The organism is Paenibacillus sp. P4_A9 (genome assembly GCF_056402415.1).
This window is the reverse complement of record NZ_JBFUHL010000026.1, coordinates 1-24509: the sequence shown is the minus strand read 5'-3', so window position 1 is coordinate 24509 and position 24509 is coordinate 1. Positions and strand designations below refer to the sequence as shown.

General features: G+C 44.7%; 17 protein-coding genes. All 17 read left to right on the top strand.

Annotation, left to right across the window (positions count from 1 at the left end):
* Positions 1-370: 370 nt before the first annotated feature.
* The 17 genes from spoIID to AC1DVJ_RS17095 all read left to right on the top strand — a co-directional run bounded on the left by spoIID (position 371) and on the right by AC1DVJ_RS17095 (position 24500).
* Complete coding sequence (gene spoIID / locus AC1DVJ_RS17175) at positions 371-1423, top strand: stage II sporulation protein D (protein WP_477592460.1); 1053 nt, start codon at positions 371-373, stop codon at positions 1421-1423.
* An 82-nt stretch (positions 1424-1505) separates the two neighbouring features.
* Positions 1506-2243 (top strand): peptidoglycan DD-metalloendopeptidase family protein, encoded by a 738-nt coding sequence (locus tag AC1DVJ_RS17170; protein WP_477592459.1) that lies wholly within the window; start codon positions 1506-1508, stop codon positions 2241-2243.
* 208 nt (positions 2244-2451) lie between these two features.
* Positions 2452-2742: a sporulation transcriptional regulator SpoIIID gene (gene spoIIID, locus AC1DVJ_RS17165; protein ID WP_057313422.1), complete on the top strand. Its 291-nt coding sequence runs from the start codon at positions 2452-2454 to the stop codon at positions 2740-2742.
* 174 nt (positions 2743-2916) lie between these two features.
* Positions 2917-3915, top strand: coding sequence for a rod shape-determining protein (gene mreB / locus AC1DVJ_RS17160; protein ID WP_028556954.1), 999 nt, complete (start codon positions 2917-2919; stop codon positions 3913-3915).
* A gap of 27 nt (positions 3916-3942) precedes the next feature.
* On the top strand, positions 3943-4836 hold the full coding sequence (locus tag AC1DVJ_RS17155) for a flagellar hook-basal body protein (RefSeq protein ID WP_477592458.1): 894 nt from the start codon (positions 3943-3945) through the stop codon (positions 4834-4836).
* 24 nt (positions 4837-4860) lie between these two features.
* Entirely contained in the window at positions 4861-5727 is an 867-nt protein-coding gene (locus AC1DVJ_RS17150; RefSeq protein WP_477592457.1) for a flagellar hook-basal body protein, read from the top strand.
* A gap of 24 nt (positions 5728-5751) precedes the next feature.
* Positions 5752-5973 carry a DNA-directed RNA polymerase subunit beta gene (locus AC1DVJ_RS17145; RefSeq protein WP_477592456.1) on the top strand — a complete coding sequence of 74 codons (222 nt, stop codon included), beginning with the start codon at positions 5752-5754 and terminating at the stop codon, positions 5971-5973.
* 114 nt (positions 5974-6087) lie between these two features.
* Complete coding sequence (locus tag AC1DVJ_RS17140; protein WP_477592455.1) at positions 6088-6606, top strand: CDP-alcohol phosphatidyltransferase family protein; 519 nt, start codon at positions 6088-6090, stop codon at positions 6604-6606.
* A gap of 169 nt (positions 6607-6775) precedes the next feature.
* Positions 6776-7204: a 3-hydroxyacyl-ACP dehydratase FabZ gene (gene fabZ, locus AC1DVJ_RS17135; protein ID WP_477592454.1), complete on the top strand. Its 429-nt coding sequence runs from the start codon at positions 6776-6778 to the stop codon at positions 7202-7204.
* 33 nt (positions 7205-7237) lie between these two features.
* Positions 7238-8932 (top strand): phospho-sugar mutase, encoded by a 1695-nt coding sequence (locus AC1DVJ_RS17130; RefSeq protein ID WP_477592453.1) that lies wholly within the window; start codon positions 7238-7240, stop codon positions 8930-8932.
* Between the two features lie 182 nt (positions 8933-9114).
* Positions 9115-11166, top strand: coding sequence for a DUF5693 family protein (locus AC1DVJ_RS17125; protein WP_477592452.1), 2052 nt, complete (start codon positions 9115-9117; stop codon positions 11164-11166).
* A complete protein-coding gene (gene csaB, locus AC1DVJ_RS17120; RefSeq protein WP_477592451.1) occupies positions 11139-12266 on the top strand; it encodes a polysaccharide pyruvyl transferase CsaB in 1128 nt (375 codons plus the stop codon). Before AC1DVJ_RS17125 ends, csaB begins: the two co-directional genes overlap by 28 nt.
* A gap of 66 nt (positions 12267-12332) precedes the next feature.
* Positions 12333-13124 carry a WecB/TagA/CpsF family glycosyltransferase gene (locus AC1DVJ_RS17115; RefSeq protein WP_477592450.1) on the top strand — a complete coding sequence of 264 codons (792 nt, stop codon included), beginning with the start codon at positions 12333-12335 and terminating at the stop codon, positions 13122-13124.
* Between the two features lie 132 nt (positions 13125-13256).
* Positions 13257-14366 (top strand): glycosyltransferase family 4 protein, encoded by a 1110-nt coding sequence (locus AC1DVJ_RS17110; protein ID WP_477592449.1) that lies wholly within the window; start codon positions 13257-13259, stop codon positions 14364-14366.
* A 159-nt stretch (positions 14367-14525) separates the two neighbouring features.
* Entirely contained in the window at positions 14526-18491 is a 3966-nt protein-coding gene (locus AC1DVJ_RS17105) for an S-layer homology domain-containing protein (protein ID WP_477592448.1), read from the top strand.
* A 274-nt stretch (positions 18492-18765) separates the two neighbouring features.
* Positions 18766-21501, top strand: coding sequence for an S-layer homology domain-containing protein (locus AC1DVJ_RS17100; protein WP_477592447.1), 2736 nt, complete (start codon positions 18766-18768; stop codon positions 21499-21501).
* Between the two features lie 272 nt (positions 21502-21773).
* Positions 21774-24500, top strand: a complete 2727-nt coding sequence (locus AC1DVJ_RS17095) for an S-layer homology domain-containing protein (RefSeq protein WP_477592446.1) — start codon at positions 21774-21776, stop codon at positions 24498-24500.
* Positions 24501-24509 lie beyond the last annotated feature (9 nt).

Here is a 24509-nt window from a genome sequence, read left to right as displayed (position 1 = left end):
TCAGGGAGTTGCCCTGGTGGTTCTTTTTTTTCGCCGTCTCACGCATCCTCGAGAATACATCATTCTCATCCTCTCTGCATCGATTCCAACGGGTTAATGCAGCAAATATCCGAAAACACGAGAGAAGTCATGCACTTTCGCATCATTTTTCCAGCCATTGGGGGTAAGGGATACGGCGGGAGTCACTGGAACGATGGGGAGCCACGGAACTAAGTCCCTTCTATTGTGCTGGGTGCATTCCTCATATTTTCACACAGCCTATCAACACCTAACCGACCTCCTCCAAGTTCTATTCTAGCAACCCCTCTCATAAGCTAAGACATACCAAAATTCCTGCTAGTAAACGCGCTTATGGAGGCTGCTCAGACATATGTTCAAAAAGAAGCGAGTACTCGTACTCAGAAAAGGGGTCATCCTGTGGATGACTGTTTGCTTATCTTCCATGTTGAGTGTCACTATCATTGTGCCTGGGTTGCTAGTCAAGAAGATTCCGACCGACGAGGTGTACCCCATCCCAATTGCAGGCTCAACCTTGCAAGAGACTAGTGCCGAACAAGGGCTGATGATCCCGGTGTATTTGACGAAACAGGCGACTGTTCAAACTGTTCCACTAGAGCAATATGTGAGAGGGGTGCTAGCCGCCGAAATGCCCGTCGATTTCGAGCTAGAGGCCCTCAAGGCGCAAGCGATGGCAGCCAGAACGTATGTCGTACGTAGAGTCATAGAGAAGGATTATAGCAATATGCCGGTGAATGACGCACTTGTGACGGATACGACAGCTCATCAGGCCTATTTAACGGATCAAGAGCTCAGAGCAAGGTGGGACAGGTCCAAGTATGAAACGAATATGGCCAAGATTGATAGAGCTGTCAATGAGACCAAGGATAAAATACTGACCTATGGACATGAACCGATCAACGCGACTTTTTTCTCAACAAGTAATGGCTTTACCGAGAATTCAGAAGAGTACTGGCCTTTCAAAAGCCCTTATCTACGCAGCGTGCCTAGTCCGTGGGATATCAAGCTTTCCTCTCGCTATCAAGAAAGTGTCACGATCAGCTACAAGACGATGCTTCAGAAGCTAGGTTTGACAAGCATTGCGACGACGGATACGAGCGCCAAAGGCATGAAGGTACTCTCTTGGTCTACTGGACATCGGATAAAAAGTATGACGATAGGCGGCAAGGTTTTCTCAGGACGCGAGGTGAGAGAGAAGCTAGGTCTAGCATCCTCTCAATTTGCTTGGAAATGGGCAGGCTCTCAAATTACGATTACCACGTACGGCTTCGGCCACGGTGTAGGTCTCAGTCAATGGGGCGCCAACGGTATGGCGATGGAAGGGAAAACGGCGGAAGAGATCGTAACCTACTATTACACGGGGATCTCTATTGAAAATGCAGCCTCTTTTCTCCACAAATCTTAAACTCGTATCGTTTCTATAAAAATATCTTTCTGCAAGTATAAAACCTTGGAAACTGTCAAGAATGGTTGATGAGGTGATAACCATGAGTGATAATAACAAAGGTTTTCAGAAAGAAGAAGCTCCTAAAACTGTTCAAGGAGCACAAGGTCCAACATCTGCATGGAAGAGGTTGCTTGCTAAGAAATGGGTATTCCCAGCGACGTATGTGGCAGCAGCAGCAATTATCTTAACCTTAATGTGGGTGTACCAGGGAGCAGGAACGAAAACAGTCAGCGAAGCAGAACTGGGTCTTAAGGTTAGCAGTACAGAACAAACCGATAATCCGAGAGCACCACATGATGGGGCTGTCGCGGTTAACGGAACAGCAGAAGCAATGCAATGGCCTGTCAAAGACAGAGCAGCTGTCGAAGTGGCGATTCCTTTCTATGACACGAATGCATCCAATGATGTGAAGGCGGCGGCCATGATCGAATATATCGATCAACTGACTCCGCACACTGCAATTGACTTGAAAGCTAAAGATGGTGCAGCTTTCGATGTGCTAGCGGCACTGGGTGGAAAAGTAACGCAAGTAGAGAAGAATCCTGTTGTGGGCGATCTGGTTGAAATCACACACAGCAACGGCTTGATTAGTATTTACCAAAGCTTATCTGAAGTGAAGGTAACCAAAGGTGCAGAAGTGAAGAAAGGCGACATCATCGCCAAAGCAGGCCGCAACGATTTCGAGAAGGAAGATGGCGTCCACTTACACTTTGAAGTGCGCCAAGTTAGCGACAATGCAGCCGTTAATCCGGAAAGCCTCCTGAACGTGAAACAATAAGATATAAGTGAAAGGCAGCGGGTACATTCCTGCTGCTTTTTCCTATTTTTCATCCGATTTGTACCCGTATAAGCGGCTAAAGCCCGAATTGCTCCATTATTTTGAAAATAAATATGGGAAATGGGCTTGTCAGGCTTGGTTACGTAGAATATCTAGTCATGCCCCTCATATACTTTACCAAACTATCTCGAGTAGGGAGGCGAGGGGAGTGCACGATTACATCAAAGAGCGAACCATTAAGATTGGTACCTGTATCGTCGAGACCAAGAATACGGTTCGCACCATTGCTAAGGAATTCGGCGTTTCCAAAAGCACGGTGCATAAGGATTTGACGGAAAGACTACCGGAAATCAACCCAGACCTGGCCAATCAGGTGAAGCACATTTTGGAGTATCACAAGTCCATTCGACACCTTAGGGGAGGAGAAGCGACAAAAATTAAGTATCGTAAGACCCGTAATCCTAAGCTTTCCGAAGTTCTGGTAACGGTTAAGTCCTAAGATACCCTTCATCCCGAGATGTTTCCTGTGTTTCCTATAACTGGGCGTGTCGAAATTTCACGGAAAAAGAGGAAAACATGCATTTATAGCGAATTTAGCTTATAATTAGAACTGTATATACGAGCGCCGATTCTTCACGGGATGGACGGTAGGTTTAGGGAGGATTAATTAGAAATGTTCAGCAAGGATATAGGAATAGATCTCGGCACGGCAAATGTGCTTATTCATGTAAAAGGTCGCGGAGTTGTGCTTGATGAGCCATCTGTAGTTGCGATTGAAAGCGATACGAAACGCGTGTTGGCTGTTGGTGAAGAAGCCTTCCGCATGGTAGGTAGAACACCTGGTAACATCATTGCGATTCGTCCGCTTAAGGATGGCGTTATTGCGGATTTTGATATTACGGAAATGATGTTGAAGCATTTCATCGCGAAAATTGGGGGCAAGAATTGGTATTCTCACCCGAGAATACTGATCTGCGCCCCTACCAACATTACCTCAGTTGAGCAGAAAGCGATTCGCGAAGCAGCTGAGCGCAGCGGTGCCCGAGAGGTATTCATGGAAGAAGAACCGAAGGCGGCAGCAATTGGTGCCGGTATGGATATCTTCCAGCCTAGCGGTAACATGGTTGTTGATATTGGTGGAGGGACGACGGATGTTGCCGTGTTATCCATGGGCGACATCGTCACCTCCTCTTCTATTAAGATTGCTGGCGACAAGTTCGATACAGCGATCATGAAGTACATCAAAAATAAGTACAAGCTGCTTATCGGTGAACGGACAAGCGAAGATATTAAGTTGAAAATTGGAACGGTATATCCACATGGGCGAGATCAAGAGATGGATATTCGCGGAAGAGATATGGTATCCGGACTTCCATTGACCATTACGATCCACTCCAGCGAGGTACAAGAAGCGCTATGGGATCCGGTTTCCTCCATCGTCACAGCGGCGAAGAGCGTACTTGAGCGGACACCTCCTGAGTTATCTGCGGATATTATTGACCGTGGTGTCATTCTGACAGGCGGCGGCGCATTGCTGCATGGTCTTGACCAATTGCTTGCAGATGAGTTGAAAGTGCCTGTATTAATTGCAGAAGATCCAATGTCCTGTGTTGTTAAAGGCACGGGGATTATGCTGGATAATTTAGATAAAGTATCCAAACGTAAGTTTTAGTTAATACACGACCTAAGAGGTGACTAGATGTTAAGAGGACTGTATACCGCGGCGGCAGGGATGATTTCTGAGCAACGCAGACACGATACCATAACGAATAACATTGCCAACTTGAATTCCCCTGGCTTTAAACAGGGGAATGCCTTATCGCGTTCGTTTCCAGAAATGCTCATCTCTACGATTCGCGGTGGACAAGGTGCCTCTCCAGCGCCGCTTGGGAAGATGAGCTTAGGTGTGTTCTCCGAGGAGAGTATCTCTGTTCATTCACAGGGCGATCTACAAGAGACGAACAACCCCTTCGACTTCGCGCTTGTATCGAACATTCAACTGCCTGGCGTGACGTTTGATGCTACAGGGAAGTACGTGAATGAAGACGGAGAGCGTACGTTTCAGCCTCAGGCTTTATTTACGGTGCTGAATCCGAATGGCGAGCAGCGGTACTCCTTGAACGGGAAGTTCACTGTCGATGCAGCAGGTCAGCTTGTAAATGCCAATGGTGAACAAGTGTTGGGCCGAGATGGACAACCCATGGTGCTGTTGGATGGGACAGGTCAACCGATCACGTCCTTTAAAGTAACAAATAAAGGCGAGTTCATGGACAGCGACGGTCGTCCGATCGTGGATGCGGCAGGTGCGCCGATCGGTTTGATGCTTTCACGTGCAGAGAATCCGAATCTGTTACTACGTGAGGGAAATGGGTTACTACGCATTAATCCGGGGGATGAAGCGACGATCACACAAGTAGCGCCAGGCGACCAAGTTGAAGTACGTCAGGGCTTTATTGAGCGTTCGAACGTGGATTCCGCGCAATCAATGGTCGATATGATGTCGGCGCTGCGCGCTTATGAAGCGAATCAGAAGGTCATCCAGTCGTATGATAAAAGTATGGACAAAGCAGTAAACGAAGTAGGACGCGTCTAAATCTAGCTTGCGAAGGGGCCAGCCATGAACAATTCCATGATTAACTCATCGGTATCCATGCACAGCTTACAGCAAAAGCTGGATATTCTCTCCAATAACATAGCGAATGTGAATACCAACGGCTTCAAGAAGAAAGAAGCCTCCTTCGAGGACGTATTGACGAATGTTCAAACACAGCCCGAAGGGTTCCGTCAGCAAGGGCGTTTCTCACCATTAGGCTTTAACCAAGGGTGGGGTTCGAGGCTTGTGCAAATTCAGACGAATTTGGCACAGGGACCGATCCAACCGACGGGGCTGCTAACCGACTTCGCCATTCAAGGTGATGGCTTATTTGAAGTTTCCGTTAGCAAAGTGGACGAGAACGGGAATCAAGTCTTTCAGCCGGCATGGACCCGTAACGGGGCATTCAGCTTAACGCCAGATAGTCAAGGCGGGACGGTACTAACGACCAAAGAAGGCCACTTCATTTCTGGAACGGACGGCAATCCCATTCATGTACCAGTTGGCTTCCGGCCAGCTGTAGGGAAAGATGGTTTGATTCAGGGCTATAATGAACAGGATCCAGCAGCTGCCCCTGTGACATTAGGGCAAATCAAGCTCGTTCGTGTGGTACGTCCGCAGTTGCTTCAAGATGTAGGGGATAACCTTTATACACTTCCAGCGGGTATTACAGCGGGGGAGAAGGCCAACATCTTGCAAGATGTGAATGGCGTAGCCGCGACAGAGGCAACTCGCGTTAGCTTGATGCAGGGCTTTCTGGAGCAATCGAATGTGACACTCTCGGATGAAATGACAGACCTGGTTATTGTGCAACGAGCGCTTCAGCTGAATTCCCGGGCTATCACATCTTCCGACCAGATGATGAACATAGCCAACAATTTACGTGGTTGATCGTAGAAAGGAAGGGTAGGCTCGATGGCAGATAACCCTGCACCAGTTAAGAAGAAGCAGCCAAGGCCGAAATGGCAGAGAATCACTTGGCTTATTTTCAAAATTATACGAATTCCCGTACTCGCTGTATTAGCTATCTATATTGGTTTATGGGTGGGCTATACGAAGCTTGGGGATCAGCCATCATCAGAAATCTTACATATCAGCACGTGGAAGCATTTATACGATCTCGTTTTTGCTAATTAATTCGAACTCCCGCATGGGAGTTTTATTTTTGCGTTCGCAGCGGTATAATGTAGAAAGGCTTTATCTACCATTTATCGATATATCGGATCGGATCCTAGGCACAGGAGGAGTACCTTGAATATACCGAACATGCTCACGATCAGCAGGTTTGTACTAATCCCCGTGTACCTCGTGCTTTTTTTTAACGGCCATATCCGAACCTCTTTCATCATTCTACTCGTAGCTGGATTAACGGATATCTTAGATGGCTATATCGCTAGAACACGTAAGTTGATCACCCCCATGGGTGTCATGCTAGACCCGCTGGCAGACAAGTGTATGATGATTGCGGTCATCCTCTCCCTACTCATCTCAGAGATGATTCCTTGGCAGGCCGCAGTGGCCATGTTTATACGGGACGCAAGTATGATTATTGGCTCCGCCTTCTTTCATTTCAGAGGCAAGTTGACCGTTCCAGCGAATGTTATGGGCAAGCTAACGACCGTTCTCTATTATTTCGCCATCCTCTTCATTGTGTTTGAATTTACCTTCGCTATCTCGTATTTATGGTATGTTATTGGGGTTTCCTTCTTAACATCATTTATTTATATTTTCCAGTTCCTGCTACTAAATCGAGGGGCCCGAGCGAAATAACCATCACAGGCAAAATGAAAAAAGAGCCTATGTAGGGGTCTGTGATACAGACCTTTACATAAGCTCCCCTTATATGAACCTTCACTTCTGCAGGATATGAAGGGACCTCCCTATTGTAAGTAATTCCCTTGTATTTTATACAAGTATTCGAAAGGAGCACGAACGCACGATGCTAGATATTAATCAAATTCAAGAGATCATTCCTCACCGCCCGCCTTTTCTGCTCGTTGACCGCATTTTGGAAGTAGAAGAAGGGGTTAGAGCTGTAGGAATCAAAAATGTTACGATCAATGAACCCTTCTTCGCAGGGCACTTTCCTGGTTATCCCGTTATGCCAGGCGTTTTAATCGTTGAAGCGTTAGCACAAGTTGGTGCTGTAGCTGTATTGTCGATGCCTGAATATAAAGGTAAAATTGGTTTGTTTGCTGGCGCAGACGGCATTCGCTGGCGTCAACAGGTTGTGCCTGGAGATACACTTACGCTAGAAATGACCATCACACGGGTTAAAGGCACGATTGTTAAAGGTCAAGCTATCGCAAAGGTTGGCGACAAAGTGGTAGTCGAAGGTGAGCTCATGTTCGCCCTTGCTAATAAATAGCCCATACATATAAAGGAGATGAACCTAACGACGATGACGCGTGTACAAACAGAGTATCAATTATGGCTCCAAGATCCAGCTGTCGATGAGCAAACGAAGAAAGAACTTCAAGCTATTCGGGAAGATGAGAGAGAAATCGAGGATCGCTTTTATAAAGATCTTGAATTTGGGACAGGCGGTCTACGTGGGGTCATTGGCGCGGGAACGAATCGTATCAATGTGTACACCGTGGGACGTGCTAGCCAAGGCTTAGCGCAATACGTGAATGGAACAGGTGCAGCTAACCCTGCCATTGTTCTGGCGTATGATTCCCGTCATATGTCACCTGAGTTCGCGCTAGAATCCGCGCTTGTTTTTGCAGGTAACGGGATTAAAGCGTATCTGTTCAAGACGCTGCATGCGACACCTGAACTTTCTTTTGCCGTCAGATACTTAGGTGCGACTGCGGGCGTTGTTGTCACCGCGAGCCACAATCCACCTGAATATAACGGATATAAAGTATACGGTGCAGACGGCGGACAGCTTGTCCCTGAGTTTGCAGAGCAAGTCATTGCTCACGTACAAAGCATCGATACCTTTGATAAAGTGAAGAGGCTGTCTCAGCGAGAAGCGGAAGCGCAAGGGCTGCTAGCTTGGTTAGGTGAAGATGTCGATCAGGCGTACATCCAAGCGGTTACAGCTGTTAGTCAAAATCCAGACATCATTAAGGAAATCAGCGATGATTTCCGCGTGATTTTTACGCCGCTGCACGGCGCAGGGAATATACCTGTACGCAAGGTCTTGCAAGCCGTAGGCTTCGAGCAAGTGCGCGTTGTTGCTGAGCAAGAGCTGCCGGATGCACAGTTTTCCACAGTAAAATCGCCTAATCCAGAAGAGCGTGAAGCATTCACGCTAGCAATCGCACAAGCGAAGGAATGGGATGCCGATATTATTATCGGTACCGATCCGGATGCAGACCGCATGGGTGCTGTCGTGAAGGATGCAAATGGTGAATATGTCGTATTAACGGGTAATCAATCCGGTGCAATTATTGTGAACTATTTATTGGGGAGTATGAAAGAGCGTGGAACACTTCCTGCGAACGGCGTTGTGATTAAAACGATTGTGACCAGCGAGATGGGAGCAGTTATAGCTAACCATTACGGCATCCCAACACTGAATACGTTAACGGGCTTTAAGTATATCGGTGAAAAGATGTCGCAATTCGAACAAACGGGCGAGTATACGTACCTGTTTGGGTATGAAGAGAGCTACGGCTACCTAGCTGGCAGCTATGCAAGAGACAAGGATGCGGTCATCGCAGCCATGTTAATCGCGGAAGCTGCGGCTTATTATAAGAAGCAAGGCAAGACCCTTTATGAAGTCCTGCAAGAGCTGTACGAATCCTTTGGTTTCTTTTTGGAAAAACTGGAATCAAGAACACTCAAAGGGAAAGACGGCGTGGAACAAATTGGCCGCATGATGGAAGCTTGGAGAACGAATCCGCCAGCAGAGATCAGCGGTACACGTGTTAGCTCTGCCCTGGACTACGCACAAGGGATTCAGGGCTTACCTCGCGAGAACGTACTGAAGTTCATATTAGAGGACGGTTCATGGTTCTGCTTGCGCCCATCGGGTACGGAGCCGAAAATTAAATTTTATTTTGCCGTGCAAGGGTCAACAGGGCCTGAAGCCGTGAAGCAGCTAGATGGTATCATTCAATACGTACTTAATCGTGTAGACGGATAGTGTAATAGGTATACCAAACCTCTTCAGAACCTAAGTAAGGGATAGATCGTCTAATGAATGGCTGGATATGATGTCTACCATGCATTGGGCGGTTTTCCCACGTTTGGGGGCGGAGAGGTTTTCGAGTGTATATGGGCCCCGGAAAGTTTATCAAAAGTAGATGCTCTAAGGAGTGGAAGAATTTGAATTTGTATCAAACCTGGAATAACCCGCTAAGAAATATGTTGTGGTGGATCGTGATTGTAGGGATGTTGTGCTCTTTGCCGCTTGCCTACACACGTCACCAAACCGAAACTTCGGCGAACCAAGTCGAATTTGTTTTTGACTATCGAGATTTATTGGATATTGCTGATGTGCAGACGAACCCCCAGAACTTTGTGAACACAGAGTTGAAGAACATGAAAGCCGCGGGCATAAACTCCATGGCTGTTTATGAGAGCACATTAGGGGAGTTCAAAGCGAGTCGTCGCATTGAGATGTATAGCTCGCGTGACGCGGCCATGCTGACCCAAACACTGGGAGATCCGAGTGAGAATTTCACCTATGTGCTGTTTGCGGATAGCCAGACTCAGCAGAAGCTTGAACCTCTGATCCAGAAAACGTTCGCAGATCTTAAAGTAGGCGTGAAGCCGTGGAGCTTCAAGAACCGAAATGGTCTCATCATTCAGATGAGTTTGGATGACGCCTCCATTAAAGCGATGGATCCGGACCCGATCGCGCTGCAAATGCTCAAAGATCAAGGCTTCCAAATCGTCGTACGGTTATCGAATCGTAGACCGTTCAACACCAATGAGATGGATGCTATGTTGAAGCAGTTCCATGATACTGGCGTGAAGCGAATTATCGTGGACGGCAATGAAGTGCCTGGTTATACCGAGGAAAATACGGAAGTTAATTTGAATAAAATGGCCAATTTGCTGAATAAGAACGGCATCGGGCTTGCGGCGATTGAATTATTGAAGGAGCCGCAAAAAGGCTTCAGCACATTAGCCAAACAAACGAATTACAACGTCGTGCGTCTGCACTCTTTTACAGAGAAAGATGGCGAGAAGCTGACAGAGCCGCTGAAGAAATCGGAGCTTGCTGACCGTGTTCAAGGTGTGTCGGACCGACTTGTTTTGGCTGTGAAGGATCGGAATATCCGCATGGTGTTCTTAAATGCCAAACCGGTGAAAAGCCTAGATAAAGGCAAGGTTGTTGACCCGCTTTCGTCCTTTTATGCTGCCTTGCAGGGCAAAGATGGCGCGATTCCACGTATCCAAGACGTAGGCTTTACGTTGGGGCCAGCAGAGGCTTTCGATGTACATACCACAGGTTGGCAGAAGATTGCTCGCTTTTTCTTACTATTAGGCGGACTTAGTCTGATTGTATGGATGATTTCCTTCTTCTTGCCGGAATTGACGATCGTTTTCTTCATCCTAGGATTGCTTGGTTTAGTTGCACTGCATACACTTTCAGCTAATATGTATGCGCAAGGACTTGCTTTGGCGACGGCCGTTAGTGCTCCTAGTGTTGCTGTTATGCTGGCGATTCGGTCAGTTCGATCAGGCGTTGCAGCTAAGTGGAAATCAGGTCTTGCTTATGGGCTGTGGCAGCTGTTTCGGACTTCGCTAATCTCATGTTTCGGTATTATTTATGTTGTAGCCCTTCTGAATCATGTTACCTATTCACTTGTGCTACAGCAGTTTAGAGGCGTTGGGATGCTGCATTTGCTTCCAATTGGCATTGTTGGGCTGTATCTCTTGTTCTTTAGTGAGAATAATACGTATAAGGAAAAGATCGCGAATATTCGAAGATTGCTTTCTTCCTATATAAGTGTGCTGTGGATCGTAATAGCAGGCGTAGCGCTTGCAGCTGTCTTCTACTACTTGTCTCGTACAGGGAATGAAGGACAAGCTTCCTCTGTCGAGAAGTTATTCCGTTCTTTCTTGGAAAATACATTAGGCGTGCGTCCACGAACAAAAGAATTCTTGGTGGCTCATCCGGTTTTCTTACTGGGTGCATACTTGTCCGTTCGTTATCGTCATGCGGTGTACCTGCTCTTCATCGGTGTCGTTGGTCAGCTCTCCTTAGTGGATACATTTGCTCACCTGCATACGCCGCTGCACATTTCCTTGATCCGTATTTTCTACGGACTTGTTCTAGGTGCTCTGATCGGATTAGTTCTTATTGCAGCTTGGGAAATACTCACAAGGAGTTGGAAACGATGGGTACAGCCCCAATTGTCAAAATAGCGTTATCCGGCTACTACGGTTTCGATAATAGCGGAGATGAGGCTGTGCTGCAGTCGATTTTGTTCGCTTTGCAGGAGCAAGGTCAGACGCAGGGCATTCAGATTGAACCTATCGTGCTCTCGGCCAATCCAGAGAAGACCACAGAGATGTACGGGGTGAAAGCTTATCATCGAATGAAGCCGGGTTCGCTCTTGCGGGCTTTGCGCGAGTCTGATGGACTGATCAGCGGAGGCGGCAGCTTATTGCAGGATGCCACAAGCTCGAAGACAATCCCGTATTACTTGGCTGTATTAAAAATAGCGCAATGGCTCGGGAAGCCGACATTTATTTATTCGCAAGGTATTGGGCCGGTTAGCCGCCCGATGTTCTATGGTTGGATCCGCAGCGTGTTTAAGCGCTGCGCCTTCGTATCGGTCCGCGATACGGAGTCCGCGGATTTACTTGGTGTGATGCGCCTCCCGCGGGAGCGCATCACGGTCGTGCCTGACCCCGTGATGGGCTTGCCCCTCCGGGAAGGTGGTATGGACGCGCCTCGCGGTGGCGCGTCAGATGGGGCGGTGCGGACGATCGGTGTGTCCGTCCGCTTCTGGAACGAAGACCGCTCGGAGCTGGAGGCTCTCGCGCGGTCCCTGCAAGAGCTGCTCGCAGCACGCACGGATGTGCAGCTGCGGTTCTTGCCCTTCCACCTTCCCTCGGATGAGGTGGCGTCGCAGTTCGTGATCGACCGCTTGGGCGATTACGCGGGGCGTGCTGCGATGGTGCATGGCATAACGCATCCGCAGGATATGCTCGCGCAGGTCGCGGGATGCGACCTGCTGATCGGGATGAGGCTGCATTCTTTGATTTATGCAGCCTCGCAGTACGTGCCTATGGTGGGGATCTCGTACGATCCGAAGATCGACCAGTTCCTCCATAGGCTTGGTATGAAGGCCGCCGCATCGACGAGTCAGTTCGATGCGCATCGGTTTGCCGAGGAGGCGCTGGGCCTCCTCGATGCTCGCGAGCAGTGGGCGGCGTCCAGCCGCGCCGCCATCGAAGAGCTGAAGGCGCAGGCGCAGCTGCCTGCGCAGCGGATCATTTCCTTTTACAAACGGAAATAAATGAGAATTGCATGATTCTAGCAACCAAAACGTAACCTACAACGTCAATAATAAGGAAGAGATATAATGAGCTCGACATCTGTAACGAATGAGCCAGCAGCACTGGCGTTATTGCAAGCTATACCTAAGGTGCGAATCTATGGCGTGCCGATCTCCAAAATGAGCATGAAACAAACGGTCGATTACTTAACGAAAGTTATCGAATTAAAACAGCCGCATCAGGTCATTACAGCCAATCCCATTATGGTGATGGCCGCACAGGATGATCCTTCTTATCTGAGCATGATGCAACGCGCGGAGCTGATCGTTCCGGATGGAACCGGCGTCGTTTGGGCGGCTAATCACGTCGGCCAACCTGTCGCGGAGAGAGTACCGGGATACGATTTAATCCACGAACTCATGAAAGTCGGAGAGAAGAAGAGTTGGAAGGTGTATCTGCTAGGTGCTTCCGATGAAGTCATCCAAGCTGCTGCTGAAAAAATTCGCACGACATATCCGAAGATCAACCTCGTCGGAGTACGAGATGGTTATTTCGGTGATGCAGAGGATGTGGAAGTGATCCGGGCCATCAAAGATGCTGCACCAGACCTGCTTCTAGTAGGAAGAGCTGCGGCGAATCAAGAACCTTGGATCGGGAAGTACAAAGAGCAGCTAGGCGTTCCCGTAATGATGGGGGTCGGCGGAAGTTTCGATGTACTTTCGGGCAAACTAAAAAGAGCACCAGTATTTTTCCAAAAACTACGTTTAGAGTGGTTCTACCGCCTTCTTCAGGAGCCGTGGCGCTATAAAAGAATGCTTCTACTCCCGAAATTCGCAGTGAAAGTGATGCGCGACAAAGAGAACGTCACAAAACCATGATAATATCTATGAAAATTGGCTGAAAACGGTCATTTCAGATGAATTTAGCAGTAGTATTTGTGACGGAATGGGAGTATAATTCATTTCGGCGGCTAGCCTGCCACCCATGACAAGAGGAGCTGTGAAGAAGACATGTATGGATTATATGCGATAGGGTTTATTGCTGCGTGCGTTATGGCGTTGTTGCTGACACCCCTGGTCAAAAAATTTGCCTTCTGGGTTGGAGCTGTTGATGCCCCGAACCATCGGAAGGTGCATACGCGAATTATGCCGCGTTTAGGGGGATTAGCCATATTCCTTGCTTTCGTCGGAGCTTATTTCGTAGTCTCTCCAGCACTTGATGACGTGAACTCAGATGCTGCTTTTGGACTTCTGCTCGGAGGCTTTGTGATAGTTGTCACAGGGGCTCTAGATGATCGCTTTCAATTATCCCCCAAATGGAAACTGCTAGGCCAGCTCATCGCTGCCTGTATCGTCGTATCCTTTGGACTCAAAATAGACTTGGTCAACATCCCTTTCGGGGAAACCAACCTACCGATTGGCTGGTTGAGTATCCCGATTACTATATTGTGGATTGTTGGTGTATCCAATGCGATTAACTTGATTGACGGCCTTGATGGCTTATCAGCAGGTGTATCGGGGATTGCTACAACAACCATTCTCGTTCTTGCTCTTATGATGGGTAATGTCACTGTTATCCTTCTATGTGTGATTTTACTAGGAAGTATCTCAGGCTTTATGTTCTTTAACTTCCATCCGGCCAAAATATTTATGGGCGACTCCGGCGCCTTGTTCCTGGGCTTCGCCCTTGCAACGCTTTCGATTCTCGGATTTAAGCAGGCTGCTGTTGTTTCACTTTTGATTCCGATTATGATTCTAGGTGTGCCATTATCTGATACTTTCTTCGCAATGCTTCGTCGTTATGTGAATAAACTGCCGATCTCGGCACCGGACAAAAGCCACTTGCATCACTGCTTACTGCAAATGGGCTTTAGCCATCGTACAAGCGTCCTGATTATCTATGGAATTGCCGCTATCTTCGGTGGTAGCGCGGTAGTCTGCTCGGTATTCATTTCCCAAGATTCCACTTGGGGACTTATCATGATCATTGTTGCTCTGTTCCTAGTAATGCTGGTTGGTGCAGAGGCTATCGGTATTATTAGTAAAAGTCGCAAGCCCGTGATCAACTTCTTGCAAAGACTTGTTGGCAAGCAAGTGCAGAGCGATCGCATGGGTAAATAAATCACTTTTTAATCAGAGAGATCTCCATCTAATCGATGGGGATCTTTTTTTTGCTGAAATTTCCGCGGGGTTTCACTAAACTATAGGGCCTTATTTGCCGATATAAGGTTATAAAACTAACTACAGCTACGACAGCTTAGGAAAAGGAGAGGTACAAGCATGTTTAAAATGCGTTTTTTAGCATGGACAATGATTGCGGCGTTATTAATTTCGCTAATACCATTCGCCAGTCCAGTTCAAGCAGCTGCGACGTTCTTTATTCCGGATGATACGAATATTTCTCGAACAGCATCAAGTGTAGATGAGACAGATTTAACTGGTCTCAAGAAATTAAGTCGAGGGAATGTATTTGTTACGACAAACAAAGAAATCACGATTAATGGTTCCTACCAATTCGTTTCCAAAGATACGATGACTGTGAAGATCGAGCAACTATTATTCACCCAAGGAGCTTGGAAAACAGATACGAATCGTACGACGACCAAAGGTGTTACAGCAAGCACTTCCAACCGTTTTACAGCACAAGCACTTCCTTTGTATGCAGGCTATAACAGAGTTACGTTTACAGGGATACAAGGCGGTGTAAATAAAACGGATACGTTTTATATTCTGTATGATGAAGTCCCTTATCTTAGCAATTTAAAAGTGACTTCTGGATCCAACCCATCTGCTAACCTGAACCAAGGCACTAGTATGGTTGTGGATACAGAGGAAATTATTCTTGAAGGTAAAGCCTTGAACGCAACCAATGTTTCCGTAAATGGGTATCAGGCATCTATATTGGATGATGGCACGTTCTTCGCCCCAGCGATTAGATTAAAACCAGGAACGAATACGTTAAACATTATTATTACGAATCCTGCTAATGAACTCAAAGTAACAAGGACGATTTATTACTTTGATGATGAGAATCCTTTTAATAAAATAGATGTTGTACATAATAATGACTGGAACAGCTCTATTTTAAATGCAGTGCCAATCCTGACAGCAGATAATCTGCTTACCGCTCCTGCATTGGAATCTGGGAAACTTAATGTAGAAATGCTTGTTCCCTATAGTGCTCAGGATTTCGCTAATGCATCTATTCAGATTAATACAAAGAATATTGGGGTTGAATCTGTCACGCAAACTCTAGTTGTTCCTGGGAGTGATGGAGTTACACCAGCCTACAAAATTGTTGATTTTACTACGAAAGCATTTGACTTCCAACTAGGGGCTTCTAGTGGTTATGCGCAAACGCAAACTGTATTCTTAGATGTTTATTACGATAAGTTTAGAGGAGTCGCTAATAATTCATTTAAATATTATCCGAATGATGTTGTTATCAATAATGTTTATATGATCACTGATAGTAGAGCTGTTCCTCCTGCAGTTGGTGATATAGTTAATATTGATTCAACATACAGCAAGCAACCACTTGATCAAAGTGAGATTCAGAAGCCTGACTTCTATATCATGGTAGAAACTAATCGTAATATTGAAGTAAGCAAAACGCCTGGTACGGACACTTCCGAACTTACAGGTAAGCTGCTTCCGATCGGCATTACGCCGCTATCCATTGAATATGTGGGTGATTATACCGATCTTACAGTGTCACCTTCTGTTGTAGCTCTCAATAAAAAGGTCTATAAGGTTACAGGATTTCCAACTGGTAGCCAGTCTGTATCTCTCCAATTTAAAGGTGCCGTTTCGGATTACAGGGCATCATTGTCGTATGTTTCCAAGAACTTTATCTCTGTTGACAACTTAGTTGATGGGCAAACGATTGAGATTGATTCCCGAATTCCATATCCAACTGGTGTAGATTTACCTATTACGGGTGCATATGTTGGCTTTGACAATTTGGCTAGTCATGAGCTATTTCTCAATGGTCAATTAATCGCGAATACTACGTTCTCGCTTAATGCAAACAATTCGTTTAACAACCTACATCTCAAAATAGGAGACCCGAGACTTCCGGGATCTACGGATAACACTACAACTCCTGCTTCAATCGTTCAACCTTCCCTGTCTGTAGGGGAAAATAGACTCGTCTTCACAGGAACCTATACCAATGGGACAAGCATAAGCGACATATCGAAAGAAATCCGTATTTACGTTGTAGACAAGAATGTACCTGTTATTGAAAGATTCCAGCCATCTGCGCTTCCTATTGGCGGCCGTGTTGGATTTCAGGCGATGCCGATGTCGGACAGTCTTCTTTCACAGATTTTCTTTACTAGCCCTGATATGCAATTCGCAAAAGATAAATATGTAACAAGTAGAAAGACCTATGATGTTTCTTTCAAGGTCGGCGGCATTGATAGCTTAGTTGTTAAAAGAGGGACCGACGAGATACTCCGCCTATCTCCTGGTGAAATTAAACCTAATGCAGAGATTAGGAGTGTAGCTGCAGTAGGTACGACACCAGCCTATGATTACAGCGGAAGCAAAGATAATCTCGTTATCCGTTTAAATAACTTGATATTTGATGCTCCGGGAAGTCATGTGTACACATTGGAGTTAACTAATGCAACCGGTGCTAAAGTCAACCAACGATTAGAAGTAGAACGCGTATTGGAACCATTCCGTATTCTCTCTCCTGTCGCTTCCGTTGGAGACCGGATTATTGTAAATAAGAACTTTGTACACTTTGACGTAGAAGCCGAGGGTGCTATAACTGTAGCCATTAATGGTGTTAATGCGACGCAAAGGCCGGATATGAATGATCGTTTCATTTATGATTTTGTTGGTTTAAAACCGGATAAAGAAACTGTGCTTAATTTAGTTATTACGCGTCCTGGCGGTTCACTCAAGCAAACCTTAACGGTGTTCTATACGAGTGCGATTCAAAAAGATTCTGAGTTCATGGAACAAATCAAAACGAAGCACACTATTTTCGATAAAAACTTGGAGCTTTCCTTCCCTAAAGGGACAATTCTAAAGTCTGCTAACCCTGCAAATGGTATAACGCAATTTTATGATAAAACGAATGTATTGTTTGGAATTGCAGACCCGACCGATGGTGTTGTTGAGAGAAGAAATGATTACGGGAATATTATCAACCGAGATATTGATGCTCGGACCGATGCTAGAGCGCCATTAGGGCAATCCGTCATTCGAATTCCTGACATTTTAGTACAACGCTATGTATCTGAAATTAATAGAAGAAACTTTAGCCGCGTATCTCCTGTCTACTGGATTTCGGGTGGTGTTGGAGAAGAAGGCGTTGTTGGCGCAGCTAACTATAAACCAGCAACAGACGGGCTTGCTCCGTATTCAACGGAAGGAACATTTACTTTGTTCCCGGCTACCCGCAAAGTCGTTCCTACGAACAGAGGCACACTTAAATTGACGTATGACAAAAGTGTTGTTGAAGCAGTAGGTACAACCATTACCGTATTCTTCTTTAACGATAAAGGAGAATGGATTAATCTTGGCGGGGAAGTAGATGCCAAAAATAATACGATCACAGTTCCTTTCGATGATTTCGGTTACTATATGGTTACGAAATTAAAGTATGGGTTCCCTGATTTAACGAATCATCCGTGGGCACGGAATGTGCTTGAGGCACTTTTCTCGAAAGGTTTAATGCCTAACCTGCGTTTCGACACGTTTGGTACAGATGATTTAACAACACGTGGAGAGTTCGCATCTATGCTTGTGAAATCATTAAACATTCCACTGAACTATGATAACAACCAAACATTCTTTGAAATTGGTCCTGGTGCACGTTCTTTGACTTGGGATTATGCTCATATTGAGACCGCAGCGCGAACAGGTATTATCGCAGGTCTTGATAATCGATTCTTCGGGGCGGATCTTAAGGTGACTCGTGAGCAGGCTGCTACGATGATTGCGCGAGCGCTAGAGTTCAAGCTTGCCATTAATGATGCAAAGCTCGCGGCTAGCTTGTCCAAGCTGTATACAGACTCATCTCAATTCTCCTACTACGCGCTTCCTGCGATCGATGCAGTGAGTAAAGCAGGCGTCATGCTAGGTAAGCCTAATGATCTAGTAGTTGGCGAGAAGAAGCAAACCGTACGGTTTGATGCAACTGCCAACTTAACGCGCGCAGAGGCGGGCCAAATTGCCGTGAGATTGCTGCAGAAGTATTCGAAAGTATTCCCGACGAACCTTAACTAAGGCAACGTCAAAGAAGCCCATCTCTTCGGAGATGGGCTCTTTTGTGCTGATACTATCAAATTCATTCAGGGAACATTCAGTTATCTTTTAGCTTATATTAAGCTTCTATACTTATTTTCTTTACAATTCACCTTTACAATTCTACTTATCGGGTAATGAAAGATGAGATGAACACAATGATAGTTGGAGAGAAACTCATTTGGAAATTACTTTGCATAGTTGGTTATAAGTTTTATTACAAAAAACTTTTCAATATTAGGAGGAAGCACACCTTATGAAAAAAACATTTAAAGTACTAGTAACTACTACTCTAGCATTATCCATGTTCGCATCAGTAGCAATGGCGGATACTACGACAGCTACAAACTCAACGGATACAATTACTTCCGCGACAACAACAGCAGCTGTTAAAACAACTAAAGATTTCACAGACCTTGCAGGCCTAGATGCAATAATGGCTGCTAAAGTTGACGCTTTGCTTGCTAAAGGTTACATGGAAGGTAAAACAGATACAACATTTGATATCATGGGTAACATGACTCGTGCAGAAGCTGCTAAGCTCGTTTCAAAAGTACTTGGTTTGACTGTTGGAACAGAAACAACTTCTTCCTTTGACGATGTTGACGCAACAGACGCTTCCATCGCTTGGTCCATTCCTTTCATCGAAGCAGCTAAAAAAGTTGGCATCATCGATGGTATGACTGACACAACTTTCGCTCCTAAAGACAACGTAACAATCGGTCAATTGGCTACAATGTTCGTTAAAGGTCTAGGTAAAGTAGCTGACGTTAAAGTAACAACTCCTTGGTACCAAGATTACATGGATGTAGCAAAAGCAAATGGCGTAGATCTTGGAACTGATGGTTCCGCAATGGCAACTCGTGCTGATCTAGTAAGTGGATCTTATGCTGCTGACGTAGCGTTCAATGCTACAAAAAAACTTACTATTTCTGATGTAAAGCAAACTGGATCCAAGAAAATTGCTGTTACGTTCGGAAGAGCGGTTACTGCTGATGAGTTAAAAACATTAACTTTAACAGTTAAAAACGGTTTTGTACCTTACAACACAACTTCCACTTTGAGTGAAGATAAAAAGACGATTGTTCTGGAATCCACTTTCGCATTCCCAGCTGGTGAGTATACAGTTGAAACAACTGGATTTGAAGCACAAAAAGTTACTGTTGCTGCTGAAGTAGCATCCAAAGTTGAAATTGGCGCTCTTACATTGCAGAACACAACATCACAGAATCTAAAAGTTGTAACAACTAACCAATTCGGTGAAGTAATTGCATCTGCTATTCCTGATACTAATATCTCCGTATTTGATGCAACTTATGCTGCAGCAAATCCAATGACAGTTAGCGGCGGTAAAGTAGATTTGACTAACACTAAAGTAGATGACACACTTATTGTAACAGCAACTGATGTTGCAACTGGTTTGTCTGCTACAAAAACATTTAAAATTGTTTCAATTAGTTCTGCAATTAATATGACATTTGGTCCTGCAACACCACTTACAGATAAAACTAAAATTACTATCAACGAAACAGGCCTAGTTGTTCCTTATTCTTTAAAAGATCAATACGGCACCGCTTTGATCTTGCCTACAACAGGCACAGTAGCAGGAGATACTAAATCATTTGGAGATATTACTTTTAGCACAAGTGCTCCGACAGTTGTAAACCCAAATACTTTTGCTGTTGATGCTGATGGGAAATTAACTTTCACAGCAGGTACTGCTGCTGGAACGGCTATTATTACAGCTGTAAATGCAAAAACTGGTGCAGCTACAAACTTCAGTGTTAAGGTTGAGGATGTAGCGAAAGTTAAAATATTCCAAATAAGCCACCCAGGTATTCTAGTGGCAGCTTCTGAAGACGTAAAAATTCCATTCATGGCTGTTGATTCCTTCGGTGCAGCAATTGCAACTAAAGATTTCGCAAATACAGCGACAAACAGCCAAGTTGTAATCACATCATCAAATCCTGCAGTAACATTTGCGTCGGCTCCAAAATATGATGCAATTACTGGTGAACTTGTTGTGAATTTCACTGGAACTGGTTCTACTACTGTTTATGCTTGGATTGGTGGAGCAATTGTAGGTCAAGTAACTCTTGATGTTAAACCAGCTGCAGCCCCAGTAAAAGTAGCAGGATTAAAAGGTCTTAAAGCTATTGAAGCAATTGGCGGTTCCGTAACAGTTGATATTGACCATGTAAATGTAGTCGACACTTATGGTAGACCAGTAACTGTATTGCCATCAGGTTATACTTTGACGCTTGCGAAAAAAGCAACTGAGACGACTCCAACTGTTAACTTAACTGGGTTAGTAATCAACGCAGCTTCTGAAGGTACTACAACACTAGTAATTGGTTTAGACAATGGGGGAGCAGTAGCAAATTCAACATTTGAGTACACTAACACGGTAGTAGCTGATACTGTGATTACTTCATACAGCATTGCTGCTGTAGGAGATAGTGTTTACGGATATGCTGCAAATAATGATTCTGACGTTCATGCTAAGGCATTAACATTGGTTGGAAAAGATGCAAGTGGAAATGAAATTGCACTTTTACAATCAAATTATGTTACATCAATTACAAGCTCTGACCCAACAGTCGCAACAACTGTTAATGGTAAAATTGTGGGCCTTAAAGCTGGTAACACTACAGTTGCTGCTTGGAAGGGTGGCGTGAAACTAGCAGAACTTGCAGTTAAAGTAAGTGATGTTGCTCCTGTAACAGCTACAGCCGCATTTGCTAAAGCAACTTATTCTGTTGCTGCAGGAGACACACTTGCACTAGGAACTATTTCAACTGACTATTTGACTGTAAATGACCAATATGGCGCAGCGATTATTCCATCGGTGATCTGGACATCATCAGATAACGCTATAGCAACTGTAGATGCATCCGGTACTGTTACTGGTAAAGTAGCTGGAACAGTAACGATCTCTTATGTAACTTCAAATGGTGTTGTTGCAACGACTCAAGTTATTGTAACTCCATAAATATTAGAGTGAGATCTAACAAGCAAGCCCACCTCTTCGTAGGTGGGCTTTTTTGCACCTGGGCACACCTCGCATTACTAATCCAATTCATTCTACTTGGAAAATACTTATCAATGAAATGTAGTATAGAATGTCGTATACTCAATTTGTAGCCGAGGTGATATACGAAAAGCTACACGAATTATAAGATAGCAGCAATTAGCATTATGTCGTTCCATTGGGTTATAAAGTTTTGTTAAAAAAACTTAAAATATTAGGAGGAAATACCCCTTATGAAAAAAACTTTTAAAGTAATCGCATCTGCAACGCTTGCATTATCTATGTTCGCATCTGTCGCAATGGCTGAAACAACAACAGTTACACCTGTTTCCGCGACAACAGCAGCAMCTGTAAAAACAACGAAAGATTTYACTGACCTTGCTGGTCTAGATGCAACATTGGCAGTGAAAGTTGATGCTTTGCTTGCTAAAGGTTACATGGAAGGTAAAACAGATACAACTTTTGATATTACAGGCAACATGACTCGTGCTGAAGCAGCTAAGCTTGTTGCAAAAGTACTAGGCTTGACTGTCGGAACAGAAACAGCTTCATCTTTCAATGATGTTAGCTCGACTGATGGATCCATCAACTGGTCCATTCCTTTCGTCGAAGCAGCTAAAAAAGCTGGAATTATTGATGGTATGACGGATACAACGTTTGCACCGAAAGACAAAGTAACATTGGGTCAATTGGCTACGATGTTCGTTAAGGGTCTTGGTAAAGTGGCTGATGTTAAAGTAACAACTCCTTGGTACCAAGGTTATATGGATGTAGCAAAAGCAAACGGTGTTGACCTTGGAGCTGACGGTTCCGTAGCGGCAACTCGCGCTGACCTAGTAAGTGGTTCTTATGCTGCTGACGTAGCTGTCCAAGCTTCTAAGAAACTTGCAATTTCTTCCGTAAAACAAGTTGGAGCTAAGAAAATCGCTGTAACTTTTGAAAGAGCAGTAACAGCTGACGAGCTAACAAAGTTAACTACAACAGTAAAAAATGGCTTTGTTCCTTACAACACAACTGCAACTCTAAGTGCAGATAAATTGTCCGTAGTTCTTGAGTCCACTTTCGCATTCCCAGCTGGTGAATATACAGTTGAGGTAACTGGATTTGAAGCACAAAAAGTTACTGTTGCTGCTGAAGTAGCATCCAAAGTTGAAATTGGCGCTCTTACATTGCAGAACACAACATCACAGAATCTAAAAGTTGTAACAACTAACCAATTCGGTGAAGAAATTGCATCTGCTATTCCTGATACTAATATCTCCGTATTTGATGCAACTTATGCTGCAGCAAATCCAATGACAGTTAGCGGCGGTAAAGTAGATTTGACTAACACTAAAGTAGATGACACACTTATTGTAACAGCAACTCATGTTGCAACTGGTTTGTCTGCAACTAAGTCATTCAAAGTCGTTTCTATTAGTTCTGCAACTACTATGACATTTGGTCCCGCAACTCCACTTAAGGATAAAACTAAAATTACAGTTGGCGAATTAGCTTTAGCTATTCCTTACTCATTGAAAGATCAATACGGCACTGCTTTGAACTTGCCAACATCAGGCACTGTATTAGGAGATACTAAATCATTTGGAGATATTACGTTTAGCACAAGTGCTCCTACAGTTGTAAACCCAAATACATTTGCYGTTGATGCTGATGGGAAATTAACTTTCACAGCAGGTGCTGCTGCTGGAACGGCTATTATCACAGCTGTTAATGCTAAAACTGGTGCAGCTACAAGCTTCAGCATTAAAGTTGAAGATGTGGCTAAAGTTAAAACATTCCAACTTAACAACCCAGGAGTCYTGGTTGCAGCTTCAGAGGATGTGAAAATTCCATTCGTGGCAGTTGATTCATTCGATAAGGCAATTGCGACTAAAGATTTTGCAAATGCAGCAACAAATGGCCAAGTATTACTCACATCATCAAACCCGGCAGTAACATTTGTAACGGCTCCAAAATATGATGCAATTACTGGTGAACTTGTTGTTAAATTTGCTGGTACTGGCTCAACTACGGTATATGCTTGGATTAACGGTGCAATTGTAGGCCAAGTTACTCTTGATGTTAAAGCTGCTGCTGCTCCTGTAAAAGTAACTGGACTTAAAGGACTACAGTCAATTGAAGCAGTTAACGGTATTGTGACAGTTGATCTTGCTCACGTGAATGTAGTTGATACGTATGGTAGAGCAGTAACTACTTTGCCTACGGGATATACGTTGACACTTGCTAAGAAGGATTCAGCTAATACTACTGTAATAGTTGATGGCTCTGCTCTTACTGTAACTGGTGTAGCTGCAGGAACTTCAACACTTGTTACTGGTCTAGCAAATGGTGGTACTGCGGTTTCTAATTCAACATTTGAATATACGAATACTGTTGTTGCTGACACGGCGATTGCTTCATACAGTATCGCAGCTGTAGGTGACAGCATATATGGTTATGCTGCAAACACATCTGCTGATGTACATGCGAAAGCAATAACATTGGTGGGTAAAGATGCAGGTGGTAATGCAATTGCAATTAATCAAGGGTCTGTAATTACTTCAATCACAAGCTCAGATCCAACAATTGCAGTAATTAGCAATGGGAAAGTAGTAGGGCTTAAAGCTGGTACTACGACAGTTACAGCTTGGAAGGGTGGCACTAAACTAGCAGAACTTGCAGTTAAGGTTAGTGATGTTGCTCCTGTAACAGCTACAGCTGCATTTGCTAAAGCAACTTATTCTGTTGCTAAAGGAAGCACACTTGCACTAGGAACTATTTCGACTGACTATTTGACTGTAAATGACCAATATGGCGCAGCGATTATTCCATCGGTGATCTGGACATCATCAGATAACGCTATAGCAACTGTAGATGCATCCGGTACTGTTACTGGTAAAGTAGCTGGAACAGTAACGATCTCTTATGTAACTTCAAATGGTGTTGTTGCAACGAATCAAGTTATTGTAACTCCATAAATATTAGAG